Origin of the sequence: Bacillus testis, from assembly GCF_001243895.1 — a bacterium.
Taxonomy (GTDB): Bacteria; Bacillota; Bacilli; order Bacillales; family DSM-1321; genus Bacillus_AD; species Bacillus_AD testis.
This window is the reverse complement of sequence record NZ_LN851186.1, coordinates 2415826-2437723: the sequence shown is the minus strand read 5'-3', so window position 1 is coordinate 2437723 and position 21898 is coordinate 2415826. Positions and strand designations below refer to the sequence as shown.

21 protein-coding genes are annotated in these 21898 nt (G+C 44.2%); 19 read left to right on the top strand and 2 right to left on the bottom strand.

What is annotated here, in order from left to right; all coding sequences use genetic code 11:
• The first annotated feature begins 57 nt into the window (after positions 1-57).
• The 8 genes from BN1765_RS12310 to BN1765_RS12275 all read left to right on the top strand — a co-directional run bounded on the left by BN1765_RS12310 (position 58) and on the right by BN1765_RS12275 (position 7332).
• Positions 58-822, top strand: a complete 765-nt coding sequence (locus BN1765_RS12310) for a menaquinol-cytochrome c reductase cytochrome b/c subunit (RefSeq protein ID WP_050615416.1) — start codon at positions 58-60, stop codon at positions 820-822.
• A gap of 210 nt (positions 823-1032) precedes the next feature.
• Positions 1033-1710, top strand: a complete 678-nt coding sequence (locus BN1765_RS12305) for a response regulator transcription factor (protein WP_050615415.1) — start codon at positions 1033-1035, stop codon at positions 1708-1710.
• Positions 1707-3089: a sensor histidine kinase gene (locus BN1765_RS12300; RefSeq protein WP_050615414.1), complete on the top strand. Its 1383-nt coding sequence runs from the start codon at positions 1707-1709 to the stop codon at positions 3087-3089. The genes BN1765_RS12305 and BN1765_RS12300 overlap by 4 nt, the downstream gene beginning before the upstream one ends.
• A 113-nt stretch (positions 3090-3202) precedes the next feature.
• Positions 3203-4303 carry an ABC transporter permease gene (locus BN1765_RS12295; RefSeq protein WP_050615413.1) on the top strand — a complete coding sequence of 367 codons (1101 nt, stop codon included), beginning with the start codon at positions 3203-3205 and terminating at the stop codon, positions 4301-4303.
• Complete coding sequence (locus tag BN1765_RS12290; protein WP_050615412.1) at positions 4303-4995, top strand: ABC transporter ATP-binding protein; 693 nt, start codon at positions 4303-4305, stop codon at positions 4993-4995. The genes BN1765_RS12295 and BN1765_RS12290 overlap by 1 nt, the downstream gene beginning before the upstream one ends.
• A gap of 151 nt (positions 4996-5146) precedes the next feature.
• Positions 5147-5737, top strand: a complete 591-nt coding sequence (gene lhaT / locus BN1765_RS12285) for a lipoprotein heptaprenylglyceryl N-acetyltransferase LhaT (protein WP_050615411.1) — start codon at positions 5147-5149, stop codon at positions 5735-5737.
• Between the two features lie 67 nt (positions 5738-5804).
• Complete coding sequence (locus BN1765_RS12280) at positions 5805-6596, top strand: sporulation protein YpjB (protein WP_050615410.1); 792 nt, start codon at positions 5805-5807, stop codon at positions 6594-6596.
• Between the two features lie 55 nt (positions 6597-6651).
• Positions 6652-7332 carry a zinc metallopeptidase gene (locus BN1765_RS12275; protein WP_050615409.1) on the top strand — a complete coding sequence of 227 codons (681 nt, stop codon included), beginning with the start codon at positions 6652-6654 and terminating at the stop codon, positions 7330-7332.
• Between the two features lie 228 nt (positions 7333-7560).
• On the opposite strand, the gene BN1765_RS12270 is transcribed toward BN1765_RS12275, so the two are convergent.
• Positions 7561-8436: a YitT family protein gene (locus tag BN1765_RS12270; RefSeq protein ID WP_050615408.1), complete on the bottom strand. Its 876-nt coding sequence runs from the start codon at positions 8434-8436 to the stop codon at positions 7561-7563.
• A gap of 492 nt (positions 8437-8928) precedes the next feature.
• On the opposite strand from BN1765_RS12270, the gene BN1765_RS12260 reads away from it, so the two are divergent.
• The 7 genes from BN1765_RS12260 to BN1765_RS12230 are packed head-to-tail and all read left to right on the top strand — an operon-like array spanning position 8929 to position 14506.
• On the top strand, positions 8929-9270 hold the full coding sequence (locus BN1765_RS12260; RefSeq protein WP_050615406.1) for a nucleotide pyrophosphohydrolase: 342 nt from the start codon (positions 8929-8931) through the stop codon (positions 9268-9270).
• Position 9271: 1 nt separating this feature from the next.
• A complete protein-coding gene (gene dapB / locus BN1765_RS12255; protein ID WP_050615405.1) occupies positions 9272-10072 on the top strand; it encodes a 4-hydroxy-tetrahydrodipicolinate reductase in 801 nt (266 codons plus the stop codon).
• 19 nt (positions 10073-10091) lie between these two features.
• A complete protein-coding gene (gene mgsA / locus BN1765_RS12250) occupies positions 10092-10487 on the top strand; it encodes a methylglyoxal synthase (protein ID WP_050615404.1) in 396 nt (131 codons plus the stop codon).
• A 12-nt stretch (positions 10488-10499) separates the two neighbouring features.
• Positions 10500-11216 (top strand): bacillithiol biosynthesis deacetylase BshB1, encoded by a 717-nt coding sequence (gene bshB1, locus BN1765_RS12245; protein ID WP_050615403.1) that lies wholly within the window; start codon positions 10500-10502, stop codon positions 11214-11216.
• The gene (gene bshA / locus BN1765_RS12240; RefSeq protein ID WP_050615402.1) at positions 11213-12346 is read left to right on the top strand and encodes an N-acetyl-alpha-D-glucosaminyl L-malate synthase BshA; all 1134 of its coding nucleotides are present in this window, start codon (positions 11213-11215) and stop codon (positions 12344-12346) included. Before bshB1 ends, bshA begins: the two co-directional genes overlap by 4 nt.
• 1 nt (position 12347) lies before the next feature.
• The gene (locus BN1765_RS12235; RefSeq protein WP_230199525.1) at positions 12348-13544 is read left to right on the top strand and encodes a CCA tRNA nucleotidyltransferase; all 1197 of its coding nucleotides are present in this window, start codon (positions 12348-12350) and stop codon (positions 13542-13544) included.
• Complete coding sequence (locus tag BN1765_RS12230) at positions 13529-14506, top strand: biotin--[acetyl-CoA-carboxylase] ligase (protein ID WP_050615401.1); 978 nt, start codon at positions 13529-13531, stop codon at positions 14504-14506. The genes BN1765_RS12235 and BN1765_RS12230 overlap by 16 nt, the downstream gene beginning before the upstream one ends.
• A gap of 254 nt (positions 14507-14760) precedes the next feature.
• On the opposite strand, the gene BN1765_RS12225 is transcribed toward BN1765_RS12230, so the two are convergent.
• Positions 14761-15450 carry a hypothetical protein gene (locus BN1765_RS12225; protein WP_050615400.1) on the bottom strand — a complete coding sequence of 230 codons (690 nt, stop codon included), beginning with the start codon at positions 15448-15450 and terminating at the stop codon, positions 14761-14763.
• Positions 15451-16496: 1046 nt separating this feature from the next.
• Between BN1765_RS12225 and panB the strand changes: the two genes are divergently transcribed.
• The 4 genes from panB to dinG all read left to right on the top strand — a co-directional run bounded on the left by panB (position 16497) and on the right by dinG (position 21695).
• Positions 16497-17330, top strand: a complete 834-nt coding sequence (gene panB, locus BN1765_RS12220) for a 3-methyl-2-oxobutanoate hydroxymethyltransferase (protein ID WP_050615399.1) — start codon at positions 16497-16499, stop codon at positions 17328-17330.
• Positions 17330-18178, top strand: a complete 849-nt coding sequence (gene panC, locus BN1765_RS12215; RefSeq protein WP_050615398.1) for a pantoate--beta-alanine ligase — start codon at positions 17330-17332, stop codon at positions 18176-18178. Before panB ends, panC begins: the two co-directional genes overlap by 1 nt.
• A 23-nt stretch (positions 18179-18201) precedes the next feature.
• Positions 18202-18588 (top strand): aspartate 1-decarboxylase, encoded by a 387-nt coding sequence (panD, locus tag BN1765_RS12210; protein ID WP_050615397.1) that lies wholly within the window; start codon positions 18202-18204, stop codon positions 18586-18588.
• A gap of 299 nt (positions 18589-18887) precedes the next feature.
• A complete protein-coding gene (gene dinG, locus BN1765_RS12205; protein WP_050615396.1) occupies positions 18888-21695 on the top strand; it encodes an ATP-dependent DNA helicase DinG in 2808 nt (935 codons plus the stop codon).
• Positions 21696-21898: the final 203 nt, after the last annotated feature.

Below are 21898 nucleotides of genomic sequence, written 5' to 3'. Positions count from 1 at the left end.
ATTGAATGTTTAGAATATGATTTATGACCTTTTTTATGAACGAAGGAGGGAAATGACATGCATCGTGGTAAAGGGATGAAGTTCGTTGGGGACTCGCGTGTTCCTGTTGAACGCAAACCTAATATTCCGAAGGATTACTCGGAATATCCGGGAAAAACGGAAGCTTTCTGGCCAAACTTCCTTTTGAAAGAATGGATGGTAGGTGCTGTTTTCCTGGTTGGATTTTTATGCTTGACGGTAGCTCATGAGCCGCCGCTTGAAAAGATGGCCGACCCGTCCGCTAGTGGATATATTCCGCTTCCTGACTGGTATTTCTTATTCTTGTACCAGTTGCTTAAGTATACTTATGCTTCAGGGCCGTATAATATTGTCGGGACACTGGTCATTCCCGGACTTGCTTTTGGCGGATTGATGCTTGCGCCGTTTTTGGATCGCGGTCCGGAAAGACGCCCGTCCAAGCGCCCATTTGCAACCGGTTTTATGATGTTGGCGGTCATTGCGATTTTCTATCTGACTTGGGCTTCAGTAGCCCATCATGATTGGGATGCTGCCAAGAAACAAGGGGAAATTGTAAAAGGTCCGCAAATCGACAAAGCCGACCCAGGCTATGCGGTGTACCAGGCACAAAGCTGCATCGGCTGCCATGGAACCAGCCTGGAAGGATCGGCGATGGCTCCTAAGCTAAGCGGCACAGGGCTGTCGGCTGAAGAAGTCGCAAAAATCGCTAAAGAAGGTAAAGGCAAGATGCCTCCCGGACAATTTAAAGGAAGCGACGATGACTTGAAGAAGCTGACCGAATTTATTGCCAATCTAAAAGAATAACGATTGTTTGAGCTGACGGCTAAAGGGCCGTTGGCTTTTTTTGATTCAGCCAAAGATACCATGAAGTGATATCTGCCAAAAAGATGTGCGTTTTCTTTTGTGTTGAAGTTGTTTTATTATGGAGGTAATACATAAGGTTCCACAGAATGCAGGTAAGCTACTATTCTGGCAGCCTTTCTTGCAGCGGTGGACGAAAGAGGGAGATCAACGATGATAAACATTCTTGTAACGGATGATGACAGACATATCCGCGGATTGGTAGCCACTTATTTACGCAGTGAAGGATTTCATGTCTTTGAAGCAAGTGATGGCAATGAAGCTATTGCTGTGCTGGAGCGGAATCCGGTTCAATTGGCTGTCGTAGATATTATGATGCCGAACAAAGATGGGTATGAAGTGTGTAAGGAAATCAGGGAATACTACGATATCCCTGTTATTCTCCTGACAGCCAAAGACCAGTTGCCGGATAAAGAGAGAGGGTACTCAGCTGGGACCGATGATTATTTGACGAAGCCATTCGAACCGAAAGAGCTCTTATTTCGAATAAAAGCATTGTTGCGCCGATATGAGATGGCCAGCGCGGAAAAAGTCGTTTTGAACCGTGTGATGATTGACCGTAAAAGCTATGAGGTCAATTGCGGCGGTAAAATTTATATGCTTCCTATGAAGGAATTTGAACTGCTATTTCAGCTGGCGAGCTATCCGGATCGAGTGTTTTCGCGTGAGGAACTGATCGAGCTGATATGGGGCGCTGATTTTGAAGGGGATGACCGGACAGTGGATGTCCATATCAAAAGGCTGCGCGAACGGTTTGCGGCCTACAATGAGGATTTTCGGATTCAAACAGTGCGTGGAGTCGGCTATAAACTGGAGGTTCCGGTTCAGTGAAAACCTTATACCATCGTATCGTGCTCACGACGATAGTTGTCATGCTCTTGAGCAGCACCATCGCATTTGTCATTTCAAATGCATACTATCAGTATAACTTGAAACCGAATAACGATCAGAAATTAACCCATATGGCCAACGATATCGTTTCCTTCTACAAGGATAATCCTTCCGTGGATGTCGACGACTATTTAGATAGTATCGGGAAATTGGGCTATCAAATTTATGTAGCGGACAGCAAGGACAATGGCACTTTTTACGGTGGTGAGTTCCGGCTGAAAAATCTGGACTCATCCATCGTCCAGCAGGTAGCTGCCGGCAAACCTTATCATGGTATTGCCGCTTTTCCATCCAGCGCTTTTATCACAGGTTTCTTTGATAATACTTTGTCCAATACGGTCGGCGTCCCGATTACGCTGAAAGGCGAGAACTATGCATTGTTTATACGCTCCGACACGGAGGTGCAATTTGGGGAACTCCGTGTTTTCTTTGCTCTCTTATTGGTTTTGACAGCTGGCTTGAGCGTGCTGGCATTCGTTATTAACACCCGCTTCCTTGTAAAGCCGATTACCAAGTTGACTGATGCAGCTAAAAGAGTATCCAAAGGACAATATGATATTAAGCTGCAGGTAAAAAGGAACGATGAAATCGGAACGCTTGCCAATCAATTTTCAGAAATGGCGCGCGAATTGAATCAAGTAGAATCGATGAGGCAGGAATTTGTTTCAAATGTCTCCCATGAGATCCAGACGCCGCTTGCATCGATAAAAGGGTATGCACAAATGCTGCGATCCGGGCATCTGACTGAAGAAGACCTGTTCCGCTATTCATCTATCATTGAAAATGAAAGCAACCGGCTTTCCCAATTGAGCAAGCAGTTGCTCGTGCTTGCTTCTCTTGATAAGGAAGGCCGCCATCTGGAGAAAAAAGAATTCAATGTGTCCCAACAGATTAAACAAATTATATCCATGACTGAATGGAGCTGGAGGGAAAAGGACATGGTGATTGAATTGGATTTGCCTCCCGTGTATGTGAAGGGTGATCAGCAATTGCTCCATCAAGTATGGAGCAATCTGATCACAAACAGCATCAAATACTCCGATGAAGGCGACCGCCTTTCCATTTCCGTCCGGAAGGTGAAAAAAGGGTGCCAAGTCACCATTTCCGATACCGGAATCGGCATTTCTGCAGAAGACCTGCCCCATATTTTCACGAGATTCTATAAAGCGGATAAATCCCGGAACAGAAAGGAAGACAGCAATAGCAGCGGTCTTGGGCTTGCCATCGTGAAAAAAATTATTGATTTGCATCAAGGCAACATCTCGGTGGAAAGTGAACCTTTGAGAGGGACAACATTTGTAATCGTTCTACACGACTAAAGCTGATTGTTCATGCTGCGTTCATATTTCCTTTATATACTATTGCTTAGTTAGAAAAATGGTTTCAGCTTTCCATGCATGCACGTATATAAAAAGAAATGGAGTGAACGTAGATGTTTTTAGCAATCAGGGAAATGAAACACAGCAAATTCCGTTATCTTTTAATCGGTCTGATTATGGTGTTGATTTCCTTTCTGACCTTATTTATAACAGGGCTGGCAAATGGGCTTTCAGCGGATAATGCTTCTGCTCTTCAGGAAATGAAGGGTACCCACTTTGTCGTTGACAAAAACGCGGACCAGCGATTGACTCGTTCGCAGCTGGCTTCTTCGGAGGCTGATAAGATTTCCAAAGAAGCAGGAAAAGGAGCGGCGGCGCCATTGAATGTCATGATGGCCACATTGCTGAACGGCGATAAAAAAATAGATGCCACTTTCTTTGCTGTCGATGCCAATAGCGATCTTTTGCCTAAAGTAACAGAAGGAGAGAGCATCACAAATAACAGCAGCAATGAAGTGGTGGCAGATGAATCATTAAAGGAGCACGGTCTATCCGTCGGTGATAAAGTGAGGGATGAACGTTCCGGCCGTGAATTCATGATTAGCGGGTTCACAGCCAATGCTTCTTTCTCGCATTCTCCTGTCTTATTCATGAATTTCAAGGTTTGGTCGTCCTTGCAAGGAACGCATGCAGTTGATGGGAAAAGCAATGGCATCAGTGCCTTGGTCCTTCAAGTCGATCAGAAGAAAGGAGAGGAATTGGCCAAGAACCACTCTGGCGTCGAAATCATCACCAAGGATCAAGCTCTTAAGGGAATACCTGGTTATTCGGAAGAACAGGGATCACTGCTCATGATGATTGCGTTTCTGTTCGTCATCGCCGCTTTTGTATTGGCCGTATTCTTCTATGTGATCACCATCCAAAAGCTGAATCAATTCGGTGTGATGAAAGCAATCGGCGCGAAAACGGGATACTTGGCGCTTAACTTAATTTCACAAATACTGGTTGTAACCGTCCTAGCACTGGCTTTTAGCATTGCATTGACATACGGAATCGCTGCTTTGCTGCCTGCATCCATGCCGTTCCAGTTGAGCGCAGGCATGGTTGGATTATGTTCCGGATTGTTCCTGGCCGTTTCATTGATAGGTTCACTGATTTCCTTATTTAAAGTGGCAAAAATTGATGCAATCGAAGCAATCGGGAGGGCTGCATAATGTCTGGAAAATTAGTATTGAAACATGTAACCAAGGAATATGGTGACGGGCAATCGACCATCAAAGTATTGAATGATGTGAATCTGGAAGTGAAGGAAGGCGAATTTGTAGCGATTGTGGGACCTTCAGGATCCGGCAAAAGTACATTCCTTTCCATAGCCGGTGCCTTATTGTCGCCTACATCCGGTTCAGTTCTTCTGGATGGGGAGGAAATTCAGCATTTTACCAGCAGGCAATTGAATGAGATCCGGCTGAATAAAATCGGTTTTATCTTTCAGTCCGCCAATCTTATTCCCTATTTGACGGTACGGGATCAATTGCTTTTGATCGGCAAGCTGGACGGAGAAGACCGTGCAGAAGTAGAAGAGCGTGCTGACGGATTGCTGAACCGGCTTGGGCTAGAACACCGGAAGGATCTCTATCCTGAGATGTTATCGGGCGGTGAGCGCCAAAGAGTGGCAATTGCCAGGGCCTGGATGAACAATCCGGAAATCATACTTGCGGATGAGCCTACTGCGAGCCTTGATTCGGAACGTGGCCGGGATGTCGTCGTGATGCTGGCCCACGAAGTTAAGCACAGCCGAAAAGCGGCAGTGATGGTGACGCATGACCATCGGATGCTTGATTTGTGTGACCGGGTTTTATTCATGGAGGACGGCTGTTTAACTCCATATGACCCTGCAAAACAATAAGATAGCTGTAATAGGGAAGAGTATGTATATACATGCTCTTTTTTGCTATCATGCTAGAAGTTGGTTTTTTACTGGTAAACTTGTAGAATGAAAGAAGTCGGGACTGTTTTGATGCGAACCCGGCAGATGATTTTAGAAAGAGGTTACATACATGAATATAGTTTATGCGATGCTGCGCAGTAAGCCGGTCCTGTGGCTTTTGCTGGTGGTTAATATTCTAGGGACTATTTATGGCTATTACTGGTATAAAGACCAGTTGGCCTACAGCAAACTTGTTTTTATTCCTTTCATTCCGGATAGTCCGACCGCTTGCCTGTTTTTTGTCTTTGTACTGGTAGCTTTTCTGTCAGGAAAGAATTGGGGTTTATTTGAAGCGCTTGCGATGGTTTCCTTATTCAAATACGGAATATGGGCTGTGCTGATGAATCTATTTATGCTGATCGTGGAGGGCTCTCTGCATTGGACGGGCTATATGCTGATGGCATCCCATTTTGCCATGGCACTTCAAGGGCTTTTGTATGCGCCGTTCTACAGAATCAAGGCATGGCACTTGATGGTTGCAGCCGTGTTCACCCTACATAATGAAATAATCGACTATGTGTTTTTGCAAATGCCCTGGTACGGCGAACTGGAATTGTATATCAAGCAAATCGGTTATGCCACTTTCTGGCTCAGCATTCTCTCCATTTTCATCTGTTATTATGTTGGCATGAAAAAGCCCAGATGGAAACTTACCATGTAATCCATACAATAGGTCTACTCTTGTCCTTTCCTTCATATAAGTAGTATGAAAGAGGAGGGACATAGAAATGTTCAAAAAAATAGTTGTGCTGTTAATGATCTTCCTGCCTTTGACGATGCTAAACCATGTAGCCAGTGCCTCTTCGCAACTGGATTTATTTGATAGAAAGAGCGATGAAGCCTTGCAATTGGCCAAGTTGCAGCGCTATGAAGATAGTATGGGGGCATTAGAGGCCTTTTCTGTGGGCGCCTTGCAAAAAATGACCAGCCGGGCGGGTTTCAAGGTGGAAGAACAAGAAGTGGCGATCAGTGCCTACAACCAGGCCATTGAGGCTCTGGAGGATAGCAATGCCGATCTTGCCGATAAGGTGACCGCCTTGACCAAGCTACGCCTGGTTGCAGATGCCATTCAAACAGTCCGGCATCCGCTTTGGACAGAGATGGAGGGGCAGATGATGGCGACCTTCGAAGAGGCGAAAAGGGCGGTGGAGGAAAAGGATCAGAATCAGTTCCATTCATCGCTGAATAAGTTGCTGTCGCAGTATGATTTAATTTATGACAGTATGAAACTCAACCTGAATGCTGAAACAATGCAAGGCCTTGATTCTAAATTTCAGTATATCAATGTGATTCGCCCCCAGCTGTTCAAGCAGGGAGCCGATCAAAAAGAATTGGATGTCCTTCAATACGATATGAAGCAAATTTTTGATAAAATGAAGGAAGATGAAGCGGATCCTTCCTTGTGGTGGGTTATTTTCACAACCGGAGGCATCATTATTTCTACATTATCTTACGTGGGATGGAGAAAATACAAAGGGTTGAAAGAGAAAGTAAAAGGCAAAAATGATTTGAATGATTGACATGGTGAATACTTTGTCACTAGAATAGAAGGTAATACATTACTAGGAGGTTAAAATGGGTAGCTATTTAATTTACTTGGCGATCATCGTTTTGATTCCAATCTATGCACAAGCTAAAGTAAAGGGAACTTACAATAAATATTCCAAAGTTGCTTCTTCCACAGGCATGACCGGCGCTGAAGTGGCCAGACGGATTTTAGACGATAATGGGCTGTATAATGTAACTGTAGAAGAAACTAGGGGGTTCCTGAGCGACCACTATGATCCGCGTTCGAAGGTCGTTCGCCTGTCTTCTGACAACTATCATGGACACTCATTAGCTGCTACGGCCGTTTCTGCGCATGAGGTGGGACATGCCATCCAGGACCAGCATGATTATGCATTCCTTCGTGTCCGTGCATCGCTTGTGCCAGTTGCAAACATCGGTTCCAATCTTTCGTGGATCCTGATCATGATTGGGATTTTTGCCAATCTTCCGGGCATGCTGTTATTTGGGATCGCAGCCATGTCTGCGGCTGTTTTATTCCAAATTGTGACGCTTCCGGTGGAATTCAATGCATCCAACAGGGCAATGGACCAAGTAGTATCATTGGGGATTATCTCCAACAGGGAAGAACGTGAAACCAAGAAAGTCCTGAATGCTGCGGCGATGACATATGTTGCAGCAGCAGCAGTAGCTGTTTTGGAATTGGTTCGTCTAGTGCTCATCTATACAGGTATGACAAGAGACGAATAGACATAAAAAATACCCTTAGTGAAGTGACTCTTAAAAGGTAGATACGGTTATTTCATTAGGCAGCGTCTTAGGCATGAGTTCGATATTGGTTCGGACTCATGCCTTTTACTTTTTGTTTTTAATACTTTTAGTATAGGTGTTCTAATACCCATGAAGTAACGGTGATCAGTTTAAAAAAGCACCTCCAATTGTTAGATGGTATGTCTAACAATTGGAGGTGCCGTTTTTTTAATGCCGTTCAATCGGATTTTTGTTTTCATCGAGCGTAAAGCCTTCTCCAAGTACGTCATGGACGACCGACACAGAGACGAATGCATGCGGATCGACTGCCATGATGCAGTTCCGCAGGCGGACGATCTCATTCTTGCCGACGACGCAATAAAGAACTTCGCGGTCCTGCTTAGAATAAGAGCCGTATCCTTTCAACACTGTCACTCCACGTTCCATTTCTCGCATGATCGTATCTGCAATCTCGCTGTTTTTCTCCGATATGATCATAGCTCCTCTTGCTGCATAGGAACCTTCCTGCATGAAATCAATCAGCCGGGCGCCGATAAATACGGCAATCAGCGTATACATCGCTTCACGAAGTTCCAAATAGGTAACGAGGGATAACGTAATGACGCATGCGTCGAAGATAAACATGGTTTTGCCCATGCCCCAGCCGACATATTTATGGACAAGCCGGGCGATAATATCGACGCCGCCGGTTGTGCCTCCGTACCGAAAAATGATCCCCAAGCCGATTCCAATGAAGCTTCCGGCAAACAGGGAAACCAGCATCATGTCGTTTTCCAATGGAATATGGAATTGATATTTCTGGAAGATCCATAGCCAGACCGATAGGCCGACAGTCCCTAAAATAGTATAAATAAATGAAGTTCGTCCTAAAAACTTCCACCCAATAAAGAAAAGTGGAACATTCAAAATAATATTGGAATAGGAAGGGTCAATTTCCCACAGTTGATAGAGGATCAGCGTTATGCCTGTGAAGCCGCCTTCTGCCAAATGATTTTGCATGTTGAAATGGACCAGACCGAAACCGAATATGGCAGCGCCCAAAATAATAAAAAAGATATTTTTAATTTTTAATCCGTAAACCATCGACTACCTCCTTTTAACTGCTACGTTGCAAATCCAATGCGTTCATTATTATATAGGAAAAATCATGAAATAGCCAATGAAGCAATCATTTCATGCAAGCATGCATGGGTGTTTTATACAAATACGGTAAGATTCCGAGAGCATGCGGGTATCCTATAGCATGTCTTTTGCATAATCACTTTATCCCATTCTAACTGGGCTAAAACGCTTGCTTCCATCTTATATAAAGGCAAAGATGCGTAGGTTGAGATCAAATCGCCAGTTGGAATCGGTTGGGTTCAACTAGGATAGTAGGGGGAATTTAATGAAATTCACCATTTCATATTGTAAAAAAGAAAAGAAACGCGCTTTCCATCGTGTTGGCGAAATCTTTTGTTATAATGAAGAAGGATGGCCATATGCCTGCCGTTTCCGGGTAAAAAGGCCAGGTAGGAATCATTGGGGCATATGTATGAACAACCTTATACGTTTTTTTGGAAGAAGGTGTTTTTAATGGCTAAAAGTATGGAAAAGATGCAAAAGGAAGTCGATCAATACATAAGCCAGTTCAAGGAAGGGTACTTCAGCCCTCTAGCTATGCTGGCCAGAATGACGGAAGAACTAGGCGAACTTTCGCGCGAGGTGAACCATTATTACGGAGAGAAGCCGAAGAAAGCAAGTGAAGATGAAAAAGAAATAAAAGAAGAATTGGGCGATATGCTCTTTGTTCTCATCTGCTTCGCCAACTCTTTGGATATTAATCTTGAAGAAGCCCATGACTTGGTTATGGAGAAGTTCCGCACCCGCGATAAAGATAGATGGACCAAAATTGAGGAAAATGAAGGGCAGGATTGACATGAAGACGATTAAAATTGTTGTGGCTGGGCCACGTGGCCGCATGGGCACTGAAGCGGTGAAACTCGTACATGAAACGGAAGGATATGAGCTTGCTGCTGTCATCGACCGTAAGCATGACGGCCAAGACTTGAAAGACATCGGCGGCTTTGGCGGCATCAGCGCGAAAATATATAGTGATATCGACCGTTGCCTTTCAGAAGTTAAGGCTGATGTACTGATTGACCTGACAACACCGGAGGTTGGCATGAAGCATACCACTGCCGCGTTGAAGCACGGGGTAAGGCCGGTTGTCGGAACTACAGGCTTTACTGATGAAAATCTAGCAGAGCTCGAATCCCTTTGTGAAGAAAAAGGATTGGGATGCATCATCGCGCCTAACTTTGCTGTCGGCGCCGTGTTAATGATGAAATTTTCGCAGATGGCAGCGAAATATTTCCCTGATGTAGAAATCATCGAAATGCATCATGACCGCAAATTGGATGCTCCTTCCGGGACAGCTGTGAAGACAGCGCAGATGATTGCGGAAGTAAGAGAACAAAAGGAGCAAGGGCATCCCGATGAGCATGAAACATTGAAAGGCGCACGCGGGGCAAACATGCAAGGCATGCATATCCATAGCGTCAGATTGCCAGGCCTTGTCGCTCATCAGCAGGTGATGTTTGGCGCTGATGGCCAGACGCTGACTTTGCGCCACGACTCCTATAACCGGGCATCATTCATGTCAGGCGTCAAGCTGGCTGTCGATGAAGTAATGAAAATCAATGTCTTGGTGTACGGCTTGGAGAATATTATCGAATAAGCAAAAAGGAGAGGTCATCATGAATATTGCTTTGATTGCGCATGATCAAAAGAAGGAAGATTTGGTACGCTTTGTGACTGCTTACCGCAGTATTTTTGCCAAACATACACTATTCGCTACCGGAACAACAGGTTCGCGCGTGAATGAAGCAACCGGTCTTCCGGTAACCCGCTATCAATCAGGCCCGCTTGGGGGAGATCAGCAAATCGGCGCCAAAATTGCGCAAGATGACATGGATATCGTGATTTTTTTCCGCGATCCATTGACAGCGCAGCCTCATGAACCTGACGTATCAGCATTAGTACGGCTATGCGATGTCTATTCGATTCCGCTGGCCACCAATATGGGGACTGCTGAAGTTCTCATCCGCGGTCTGGATCAAGGGGACATTGAATGGAGAGAGATTAAAAAGTAAGGTGATTAGAATATGCAGACAGAAGAAGTAGACATCCTGGCGTTCGGCGCCCATGCAGATGATGTGGAAATCGGAATGGGTGGAACGATCGCTAAGTACACCGAACTGGGGAAGAAAGTAGTTATTTGTGATTTAACAAAGGCTGAGATGTCTTCAAATGGGACAGTCGAAAGCCGCTTAAAGGAAGCCGAGAAAGCGTGCCGGGTGCTTGGTGTTGCCAAAAGAGTGAATGCCGGGCTGCCGGACCGGGGGTTATTCCTCACACCGGAACATATAGAAATGGTGGCTGGCATTATCCGTAAATATAAGCCTAAAGTCATTTTTGCGCCTTATCCGGTCGATCGGCATCCTGATCACGGCAATTGCGCTAAGCTTGTGGAGGAGGCTTCCTTTTCCGCCGGTGTCCGTAAATTCCGTGATTCGGAGCAGCAAGATCCGCATAAAGCGGAAGCCATTTATTATTTTATGATCAATGGATTTCACAAGCCTGATTTTGCAGTGGATATTTCCGGCCAAATCCACCAGAAGATCTCCAGCTTGGAGTCCTACAGCAGCCAATTTAAAGTGAAAGAAGGCACTTTTCAAACGCCACTTGTCGGCGACTATATAGATAGTGTAGTATCAAGAGAAAAAATGATTGGAAAAGAAGTAGGCGTTGACTACGCAGAGGGATTTTTCAGTACAAAGCCTCTTTTACTATCAGAAGATCTATTAGGGGGCAGAAAATGAGTCTAAATATTGGTATCATTTGTTACCCGTCTGTGGGCGGGTCTGGAGTTGTAGCTACGGAACTGGGAAGGCAGCTCGCAGATAAAGGGCATAACATCCATTTTATTTCGAGTTCATTGCCGTTTCGTTTGAAGAAAATGCATCCGCGCATCTTCTTTCATGCGGTTGATATGAATTTTTATTCGGTCTTTCAATATCCACCCTATGACCTTTCACTGGCCAGCAAGATTGCCGAGGTTGCAAAGCGGGAGAAACTTGATGTTCTGCACGCGCATTATGCGATCCCTCATGCGGTATGCGCCATATTGGCCAAACAAATGGTCGATCATGATCTGAAAATCGTCACTACCCTGCATGGTACCGACATTACGGTGCTGGGCCTTGAGCACAGTATGCAATCGCTCATTAAATTCGGCATTGAAAAATCCGATTATGTGACGGCAGTTTCCAATGCGTTGGCTCATGAAACGAATGAATTGATCCATCCTGACCGGCAAATCCACACGGTCTATAATTTTATAGATGAGAACGTCTATAAGCCGCAGCCTGCCAACAACCTTAAGGAAGAATTGGGGCTGCATGACGAAAAAGTGCTGATCCATGTCTCCAATTTCCGGGAAGTCAAGCGGGTCCACGATATTGTTAAGGTATTTGCCCGTGTTCAGGAAAAAGTACCATCCCGGCTTTTGCTTGTCGGGGATGGGCCGGAAATGAGTTCAGTATGCGAATTGGTGGATGAACTGGGCTTGAACGATTCTGTCTTGTTTATGGGGAAACAGGATAATTTACAAGAATTATATAGCATTTCCGACTTGATGCTTCTGCTTTCTGAAAAAGAAAGCTTTGGCTTGGTTCTCCTAGAAGCGATGGCATGCGGGGTTCCTTGTATTGGCACAGATATCGGCGGCATCCCGGAAGTGATTGACCATAACAGCACCGGGTTTGTATGCGGCATGGGCAATATCGAGGAAATCGCCGAGCATGCTGTCTTGCTTTTGACGGATGAAGACATGCACACCAGATTTTCTCTTGCCGCCATGGCAGCCGTGCAAAATAAATTCCAGTCTTCGCAAATCATAGAGCAGTATGAAGCCATTTATCATCATTTATTAGCAGGAGCGAAGGCATAAGATGATGAACGAGCAATTCAAGAAGGCAGTGCCAGTCCTTGAAACTATCGAAAAACATGGGTTTGAGGCGGTTTTTGTGGGCGGTTCCGTCCGGGATTTGATTTTGGGAAGAGACATCCATGATGTAGATATCGCAACGTCTGCCGTTCCCGAAGAAGTTAAACGCATTTTCCCGGCTACGGTCGACGTGGGGATTGAGCATGGAACAGTCATTGCGCTTATGGGCGAAGATGCATATGAAATTACAACCTATCGCGCCGAAAGTGAGTATAAAGACTTTCGCAAGCCGAATGAAGTAACATTTATACGCTCTCTGAAGGAAGATCTGCAACGCCGTGATTTTACGATGAACAGTATAGCGATGACGAAAGAAGGGACCCTTATTGACCCTTTCCACGGAAAGGAAGCCATCCAGGCCAGAGTGATCGATACGGTCGGGAAGGCGGATGACCGTTTTTCAGAGGATGCCCTCCGTATGATGAGAGCGCTGCGGTTCATGAGCCAGCTTTCTTTTTCATGCTCGCAGGAGGTGCTTTCATCTTTGGAGAAACAGCATCACCTTCTCCGGCATATTTCCACTGAGCGGATAACCGCCGAGTTTGAAAAATTGCTTGAAGGAGAAAACGTCAAGCAAGCATTTTCATTATTGCTGGATACAGGTCTCTATTTGGAATTGCCTAGATTCTCAGATAGGGGCGATCAATTGAGAGCGGCGGGCGGATATGATTTTCGCCATCTGCCAGGGTCCATTGAAAAATGGGCGGCTCTTATGGTTCTTCTTACTGTACCGGAAGAGATTGACCCGTTCCTGCGAGAATGGAAACTTCCTGTCAAAAAAATCCGCCAGATCAAAACGGTTGCGTCCTTGGCCAAAGAGGCTGTATTCGATGATCCTTATCTGCTTGTGACCCACGGACTGGAAACAATGAGGAGTGCGGTTGCGGTCGCTTATTTTCTAAAGCATGCCTCTTGGGAAGAACCGCTTTTGCGCCTGGAGGACATGTGGAACCGTCTTCCTGTGAAGCATAGTTCTGAGCTTGCGGCCAATGGAAACGACCTGATTAGGTGGTCCGGGCGCAAACAAGGCCCGTGGCTAAGGGATCATCTACAGCATCTGTTGCGCTTGGTAGCAGAAGGAAAACTTGCGAATGACAAAGAAGAGATCTACAAGGAGGTGCAGCGATGCAATCCCAAATAAGGAAAAAATTGATTGAAGCACTCTCCAGGGATGATCATCAGTTTGTATCCGGCCAGCATATTGCTGAATTGACGGGTGCCACGCGGACAGCGGTGTGGAAGCATATCGAGGACCTGCGCAAAGACGGCTATGAGATTGAAGCCGTCAGACGTAAAGGGTACCGCATTGTTTCGGTGCCTTCCACCCTATCGGCAGACAGCATTCGAATGAACATACATAGCGCTGTCTTCGGAAAGAACATCCATTACCAGGAAACAATAGGATCTACCCAGAAAACAGCGAATGAACTTGCGAACGAAGGGGCAGAAGAAGGCACGATTGTCGTAGCGGATGAACAGACGCTTGGAAGGGGAAGGCTGGCACGAAAATGGCATTCGCCCAAAGGGACCGGCATTTGGATGAGTCTTTTAGCCAAGCCGCGCATCCCTCTTCAGCAAGCCCCGCAGCTGACCCTTCTGACCGCAGTCGCTGTTGTACAGGCGATTGAAGAAGTGACAGGCTTGCAAGCACAAATTAAATGGCCGAACGATATCCTGATTAAAGGGAAGAAAGTCACTGGCATCCTGACGGAGATGCAAGCGGAAGCTGATGGTGTCCATAGTATCATCATTGGAATCGGCATGAATGTGAACCAGGTCGCAGCCGATTTTCCTGAGGAACTTAGCGACAAGGCTACATCACTGAAAATCGAAACAGGTTTAACGCATTCCCGCGAACAAATCATTGGGGAAATCCTTTATAAATTTGAAAATCTATATCATATCTATCAAAGCAAAGGATTCAAGGTGATCAAGGCATTATGGGAAAGCTATGCGGTCAGCATTGGCAAGGTCATTACTGCTACAACCATGAATGATAAAATCATAGGCATTGCAATGGGCATAACGGATGAAGGCGTCCTGCTTATCAAGGATGATAAAGGCCGAGTCCATTCCATATACTCGGCTGATATTGAAATATAACTATCAAAAGATGCGATACATAGATGTGTATCGCATCTTTTTTGATTCTTAATTTTTTGAAAATAACTCTTTGAATTAGGCCTGATTTGTTTTAAAAGGACTAACAGATTTGCTTATAATATTTTGGAATTGTAGTCGCTAACTATTTCTTTTTTAGCTTTAAGTTGCGAAATGAGATATTGTGAGATGATCAAACCTGATTAACTAATCGGCATAATTTTGTTAATAAAAGTAATAGTTAATAAAATTACATACTAATTGTCTAAATAATTTTTAAGCTCGTTATCAACTTTTAAAATTATCTCAAGAATTTGTTCATTACTAAATTTTTCTAATCTCTCTAGAGGAATATATGAAAGACTATTTAAATGAAATCTATTTATACTAATTAACATATCTTTTGCTTCATTATAATCTCTCTCTCTTGTATAAATGAATAGAAGTGCATATTCCTTTGTGGCATGGGTAATTGTATTTTCCATTGATTTTTCTAGTTTGAAATTAATTTCTTTAAAAATATATTTACAATAAAGTAAAAAATAATAACAAATCTTATACTGTAAATATTTCTCTAAACTTTTATAATTACTAGGATTCACATCATCCATATAAGCAAATGTTTTATATGATAAAAACGCTGACTGTAAACGTTTATCTCCATAATGAATTTTTTTGAACATTTCATCCAAATTTTTAGAAATATCTATTTCCTTGTCTATTGATTTATCATCAATTAGGCGGGTGACTGCTGATGGATATCTCAATACATCAATTAAATGTTCCGATATAAATTTTTCAAATATTTCCTGTTTATATTTCTTTTTTTCTCTTTTATAAATTAACCAATTGTTTAAAAATTGAGCAATTATTGCTGCTGTTAATGCTACTGATGAAGTAATAATAGCTGGAATATAAGTTTCCGGAATTATATCTTTTAAATACATTAATTTCCTCCTTTTTCAATAAACATGAAAGAGCTTTCTAGGCTCTTTAATTTTATACTAAAAGGCTGTTCTTTCAATAACTTGTTTTATTATTCTTCTGCAACTATTTTTATTGAATATTTGCGATAATTAAAAAATAACGATATAAACCAAGTACTTGTATAGCTTAAGAAAATGCATGTCTATCAATAAAAGGCGATGATCTAATAAGATGACTGTTATAAATATCACGTTCAGTTAATATTTTCAATTTCAGTCTCAAGAAAAGAAACACATCTTTTGCAAAGGATATATTAGATAATAACTTTACAAACTTTTCTCATCTATATATTGCACTTATACAACTGGGAATGTAGAGCATCGTTGCATGGCAAGTCAACTATGAAGGATTAAGATTGGAAGGGGCTGACCGGTGAAGCTAGACACATCGGTTCGTGCCTCACCGTGTATCCTATATCTCAAAGAATAAGGCTCCAGTTTGTACGTCCCTAAACAGTCACTTCCGCTTTTCGATTTGTCTAGCTGCAGGGCACAGCGACTAGCAAACTTCACGTTTTTCTCTACGATAAGTCAACATCAGCTCGCTTTGTTCGCTGTGTTTCCTATATCTCAAGAAAAACGCTCCAGTTTGTACGTCGCTAAACGTGCCCTTCCGCTTTTCGATTTGTCTAGCTCCAGACCTCCAGCTCCTAGCAAACTTCGCACCTTTCTTTTACGATAAGTCAACATCAGCTCGCTTTGTTCGCTGTGTTTCCTATATCTCAAAGAAAGGCACTCCAGTTTGTACGGAGCTAAACGGAGGTCTTCCGCTTTTCGGGGTTCCTTGGTATACTGTATTTGGGCAGTATCGTTTGTGAACTGCACCTGGCGCTTTTTGTTTATTTGGATAGTTATGAAAAGTCTGCCTAGATCCGTTTGAGGACCAGGACAGAGGGATGAAACGTATGCTTTTTTTGGCCTGCATTCCTTCTGTGTTCAGAAGGTTTTTTTGTTGGCTAAAAAGCAGCGAATGTGTTTTGTCTCCTCTAAAAAAAGGAGGAAAAAACATGAAGCTTTACAGTGAGTTTGTCAAGATGAAAGAAAGTAAGGAAAAAATCGTGATGCTGACTGCGTATGATTATCCGTCTGCGCTGCTTGCGGAAGAAGCGGGAGTCGATATGATCCTAGTCGGCGATTCTCTGGGGATGGTCGTTTTGGGTTATGATTCTACCATACCTGTGACTGTCGATGATATGATCCATCATACGAAGGCGGTCAAGCGAGGGGCTAAGGATACGTTTATCGTCACCGATATGCCTTTTATGAGCTATCATCTTTCGGTTGATGAAACACTGAAAAATGCCGCCCGCATTATGCAGGAAGGCCAAGCAGATGCTGTGAAGGTCGAAGGAGCGGGTGATGTTTTATACAAAATCTCTGCGCTTACAGCAGCCGGAGTCCCTGTGGTTGCCCACCTGGGTTTAACGCCGCAATCTGTCGGTGTTCTGGGAGGATATAAAGTCCAAGGGAAGAGCGCTGAGGAAGCGCGGGCGTTGATGGAGAATGCGAAGAAATGCGAAGAAGCAGGCGCAATTGCGCTTGTTTTGGAATGTGTACCTCATCAAATAGCCAGAAAAATCAAAGAAGAACTACACATCCCGACCATTGGCATCGGAGCCGGAGAAGGGACTGACGGCCAGGTGTTGGTCTACCATGATGTGATTCAATATGGAGTGAAGCGTTTGCCTAAGTTCGTTAAATCCTATATGAATGCAAATGAGCAAATTTCCGCTGGGTTGGCTTCTTATGTGAAAGAAGTCAAATCAGGTGAATTTCCATCGTTACAACATTCATTTTCTATGAAGGAAGAAGAACTGACGTCATTATATGGAGGCAAATGATGAAAATTATTACGAAAATCAAAGATTTGCAGAGTGATTTGTTACTGTTGAAAAGCAATGGGAAAAAAATCGGCTTTGTCCCGACCATGGGCTATCTCCATGAAGGGCATGAGGCACTTTTGGCCCAGGCAAGAGCGAATAATGATGTGGTGGTGCTCAGCATTTTTGTCAATCCGCTTCAATTTGGAGAAGGGGAAGATCTGGACACTTATCCGCGGGATATCGTCCACGATGAGCAAGTAGCCAAGAAACATGGGGTGGACTATATTTTTTATCCGACCGTTCAGGAAATGTATCCGGATGATATGTCTGTAACTGTCAAGGTGCACAAGAACACCGACGTACTTTGCGGAGCATCAAGACCGGGGCATTTTGACGGTGTAGCAACAGTATTGACGAAGCTGTTTAATATTGTTCAACCGCACAATGCTTATTTCGGCATGAAAGATGCCCAGCAGGTTGCTGTAGTAAAGGGATTGGTCAAGGATTTTAATTTTCCAATCGAGATTATTCCTGTCGACATTGTGCGTGAGGAAGACGGCCTGGCAAAGAGTTCGCGAAATGTCTATCTGTTGAGCGAAGAGCGCGAAGAAGCGCCGCACCTCTATAAGAGCCTGCAAAGCGCTGCCGAAAAGATTGCCGAGGGAGAACGCAACGCGAACCGGCTTAAGCAGGAAATCCGGGGATATATCGAAAAACATACCAGCGGCATTGTTGATTATATAGAAATCTATAGCTATCCGGAGTTAGGGGAACTAACAGAGTTGAAGGGCCAAATCATCATTGCCATTGCTGTGAAATTCAGCCGGGCGAGATTGATCGACAATGTAACGGTAGAAATTGGATAGGAAAAGCAATAGGGGGAATATACATGTTTCGAACGATGATGAATGGCAAAATCCATCGTGCCACTGTGACGGAAGCAAATCTAAACTATGTCGGGAGCATTACCATCGATGAAGATATTCTCGATGCGGTCGATATGCTGCCCAATGAAAAAGTGGCTATAGTTAATAATAATAACGGCGCACGGCTTGAGACATATATCATACCGGGCAAAAGGGGAAGCGGCGTTGTCTGCCTGAATGGCGCTGCGGCCCGCCTAGTGCAGCCTGGAGATATCGTCATTATTATCTCTTACGCTGTTCTTTCTGAAGAGGAAGTGCGCACCCATCAGCCTAAAGTGGCTATAATGGGAGAAGGCAACGTCATAAAGGAAATAATCAGCGATGAACCGGAAGCGACTGTGATTCTTTAGAAGACTGATAGGTTGGAGAGGCTAAAACTCTCTGAATTAAAGCTGACTGCATTGTATTAAAGCCTTATAATCATGTAATATAGATTATATAGCTTTGGCAAATATGCAGTTGGCTTTTCTTGTATCGACAGATAATTGACTGTCACTGAAGGGCCAATGCCCACTCTGCGAAAGCGTAAGCTATTTACTCTGTTTGCAGAATAAGGGGAAAGTTATAGAGTATGCTTTCTTTTTGGGAAAAACATGATTTACCAGATTGTTTCTCGCTTAGGAAGCCATTGATTTTGAGGTGTACAAACATGACACAACGCTATGTTGTTGTGGATTTAGAGACGACAGGAAACGCAGTGAAAAAAGGCGATAAGATTATCCAATTCGCCGCTGTAGTGATCGAGAATGACCGCATTGTTGATACATATTCCACTTTGATCAATCCGCAACAGCCTATTTCACCATTTATAGAGGAATTAACCGGCATTAAGGAAGAAGATGTAAAGGATGCGCCCTTATTTGAAGAGGTAGCGCCCACCATCAACTCATTGTTGAGACATTCTACCTTTGTTGCACATAATGTGCTGTTTGACCTGCCTTTTCTGCAGGATCAATTGCAGGAAGCCGGATTTGAAGGGTTTTTCGGTTCGACCATCGACACGGTCGAATTGGCCAAAATTATGAGGCCCGGCGCTACAAGTTATAAATTATCGCATTTGGCGTTGGATGAAGGGTACGAACATGACCGCCCGCATCAGGCGGATAGCGATGCGTATGTAACAGCGGAGCTTTTTTTGCTTTTTAAAAGGGAAATGGCCGAGCTTCCTCTCGTGACATTAAAGCAATTGAATAAGTTGTCTTTTTCGTTGAAAAGCGAAATCTCCGACTTATTATCACAAATCCTTCAGGCCCGGATGGCACAAAGCCCGAAGCATCACCCTGGCCTTGCCATTAATAAAGGGATTGCTTTCAATAAACCTGTGTCAGAAGATGCCCCAAAGCAGGATGTTAGCCAACACTACCCGGTAAGCAAAGAAGAAAAAATGGAGATGCTGTCGAAGGCGTTTAGCCGTTTTGAACAGCGCAGCGACCAGCTTCTGATGATGGATCAAGTATATAAAACATTGACCGAGGGGCAAATATCATTGATTGAAGCAGGAACAGGCCTTGGCAAAACGCTTGGCTATTTGCTTCCAGCTGCTTACTTTTCAGCACAACGCCAACAAAGCGTTATGATATCGACCTATACAATCGATTTGCAGAACCAGCTGCTTCACAAGGAGCTGGACAATCTGAAGAAGATGATCCCGTTTAGCGTGAAATCAGCTGTCCTTAAAGGGCGCGCCAATTACCTGTCCTTGGCCAAGTTCGACCGGGCATTGCGGGCAAGAGATGATCATTATGACAGCGCGCTGACCAAGATGCAGATCTTGGTATGGCTGCTGAAGACAACTACAGGCGATAAGGATGAACTAAATCTCACGAGCGGCGGGGAACTGTTTTGGGAAAAGCTCCATTGTTCGCCAGGACTGGCGAGCGAACACACAAGTTCCTGGGAAGCCTATGATTTTTATGAGAGAGCCCTAATGGCAGCAGGAAATGCAGATTTAATCATCACCAATCATTCGTACTTGATGTCGGATGTGTTCGGCAAGAAGAATCCGTTATTAAAAAGCCGGACGCTGATCGTCGATGAAGCGCACCACTTAGAAAGTGCGGCCTTGAAGTACCTCGGATCATCCATCGACTATGTCAGTATGAAGATGCTGACCAACAAACTGGGGCAGCTGGGACAGAATCAATTGCTTTGCAAACTTGAAAAAATGGTGTCCGGTATTGATGCCTGTTATAAACAAAAGATCGGTGATGTGGATTTTCTTCTTCAGGAGGCTATTTTTGAATGGGAGCAATTCTTTACGCTTCTTTCAAAAATCTGCCAAGAAGAGAGTGAAAAGCAAGGCTTTAAGCAGGCATTGCCGCTCGGGCTTCTGCTTGAAGGCACCCATCAAAGCCAGCCTTTGTACATGCTGGCAGAGCGCTTGGCCGAACATTTCAAACGGATCGCCTCCGCATTAAAGGAAATGGTTCAGTTGGTCGTCCAAAAAGGGCATCCAGGAAAAACGCAGTTGTTTTACTTGAATGATATTGAAGACATCGCTTCTTCATTGAGGGAATATGCGGGGTTATTGCAGGAGTTCTTTTTGCGCAATAAGGAAGACATCCTTTATTGGGCTGAGTGGACCCGGAACAGCCCAAGCCAATATGTGTATTTATATTCACAGCCTATCACCGGTGGGAGCGAGATGTGGTCGAATTACTTCTCACAGCTGCAATCGGCTGTGCTGACATCGTCCACGTTGACCATCAAAGGTTCTTTTGAATACATGAAGAAGAAGCTCGGTTTCGATGGCCAATCGATCGAGACGGCTATTTATCCTTCTCCTTTTGACTATAAAAATAAAGTGCGTTTGCTTGTTGCTGAGGATATTCCGGAAGTGAGCAATGTTGCGATGGATGAGTATGCATCGCACATCGCCGACTATATTGAACAAGCGGCAATCGCCACCAAAGGCAGGATGCTGGTGCTTTTTACCTCCCATGAAATGCTAAAAGCGACACATGAATATGTGCGCAATAAAGAGGAGCTGATGGATTTCAATATCCTCTCACAGGGGATTTCCAGCAAAAGCAAGACAAGGCTGATCAAATATTTTCAGAACTACGATAAATCAATCCTGCTTGGTACGGCGAGTTTCTGGGATGGGCTTGATCTGCCCGGAGAAACGCTTGAATGCCTGATGGTCGTCCGGCTGCCTTTTTCACCGCCGAATGATCCGGTGACCGAAGCACGCTTGCGCAAAATCAAAGAGCAGGGAGAAAATCCATTTACAGCATATTCACTGCCAGAAGCGATTGTCCGTTTCCGGCAAGGGTTTGGAAGGCTGATCCGGACGGCGGAAGATAAAGGTGTTTGCATCATTTGCGATAAAAGGATTGTTTCCGCTTATTACGGCCAGGACTTTTTGCAATCCATCCCGGCGGTGCAGACTGATCGAGTTGTGGCGGGAGACTTGCAAATGAAGATTAAGGATTGGTTCAAGGGCCAGGAAAAATAAACTGAAACTTTGGAGGATGGGATTTTCTTTCTTCCCTCATCGGTCATTCGTAGAATCGATCGATTTTTCGGGCGCTAAGACTCCTGCTTCTTCTTCCTTTTCGTGAGGAAGCGGGAGTCTTAGCGCCAGTTAGAATGGGGGGATTCGCATTTTCCCGTAACTTTTAGATAAATGTTTATTTTTTCAACAGAAAAACTGGTATA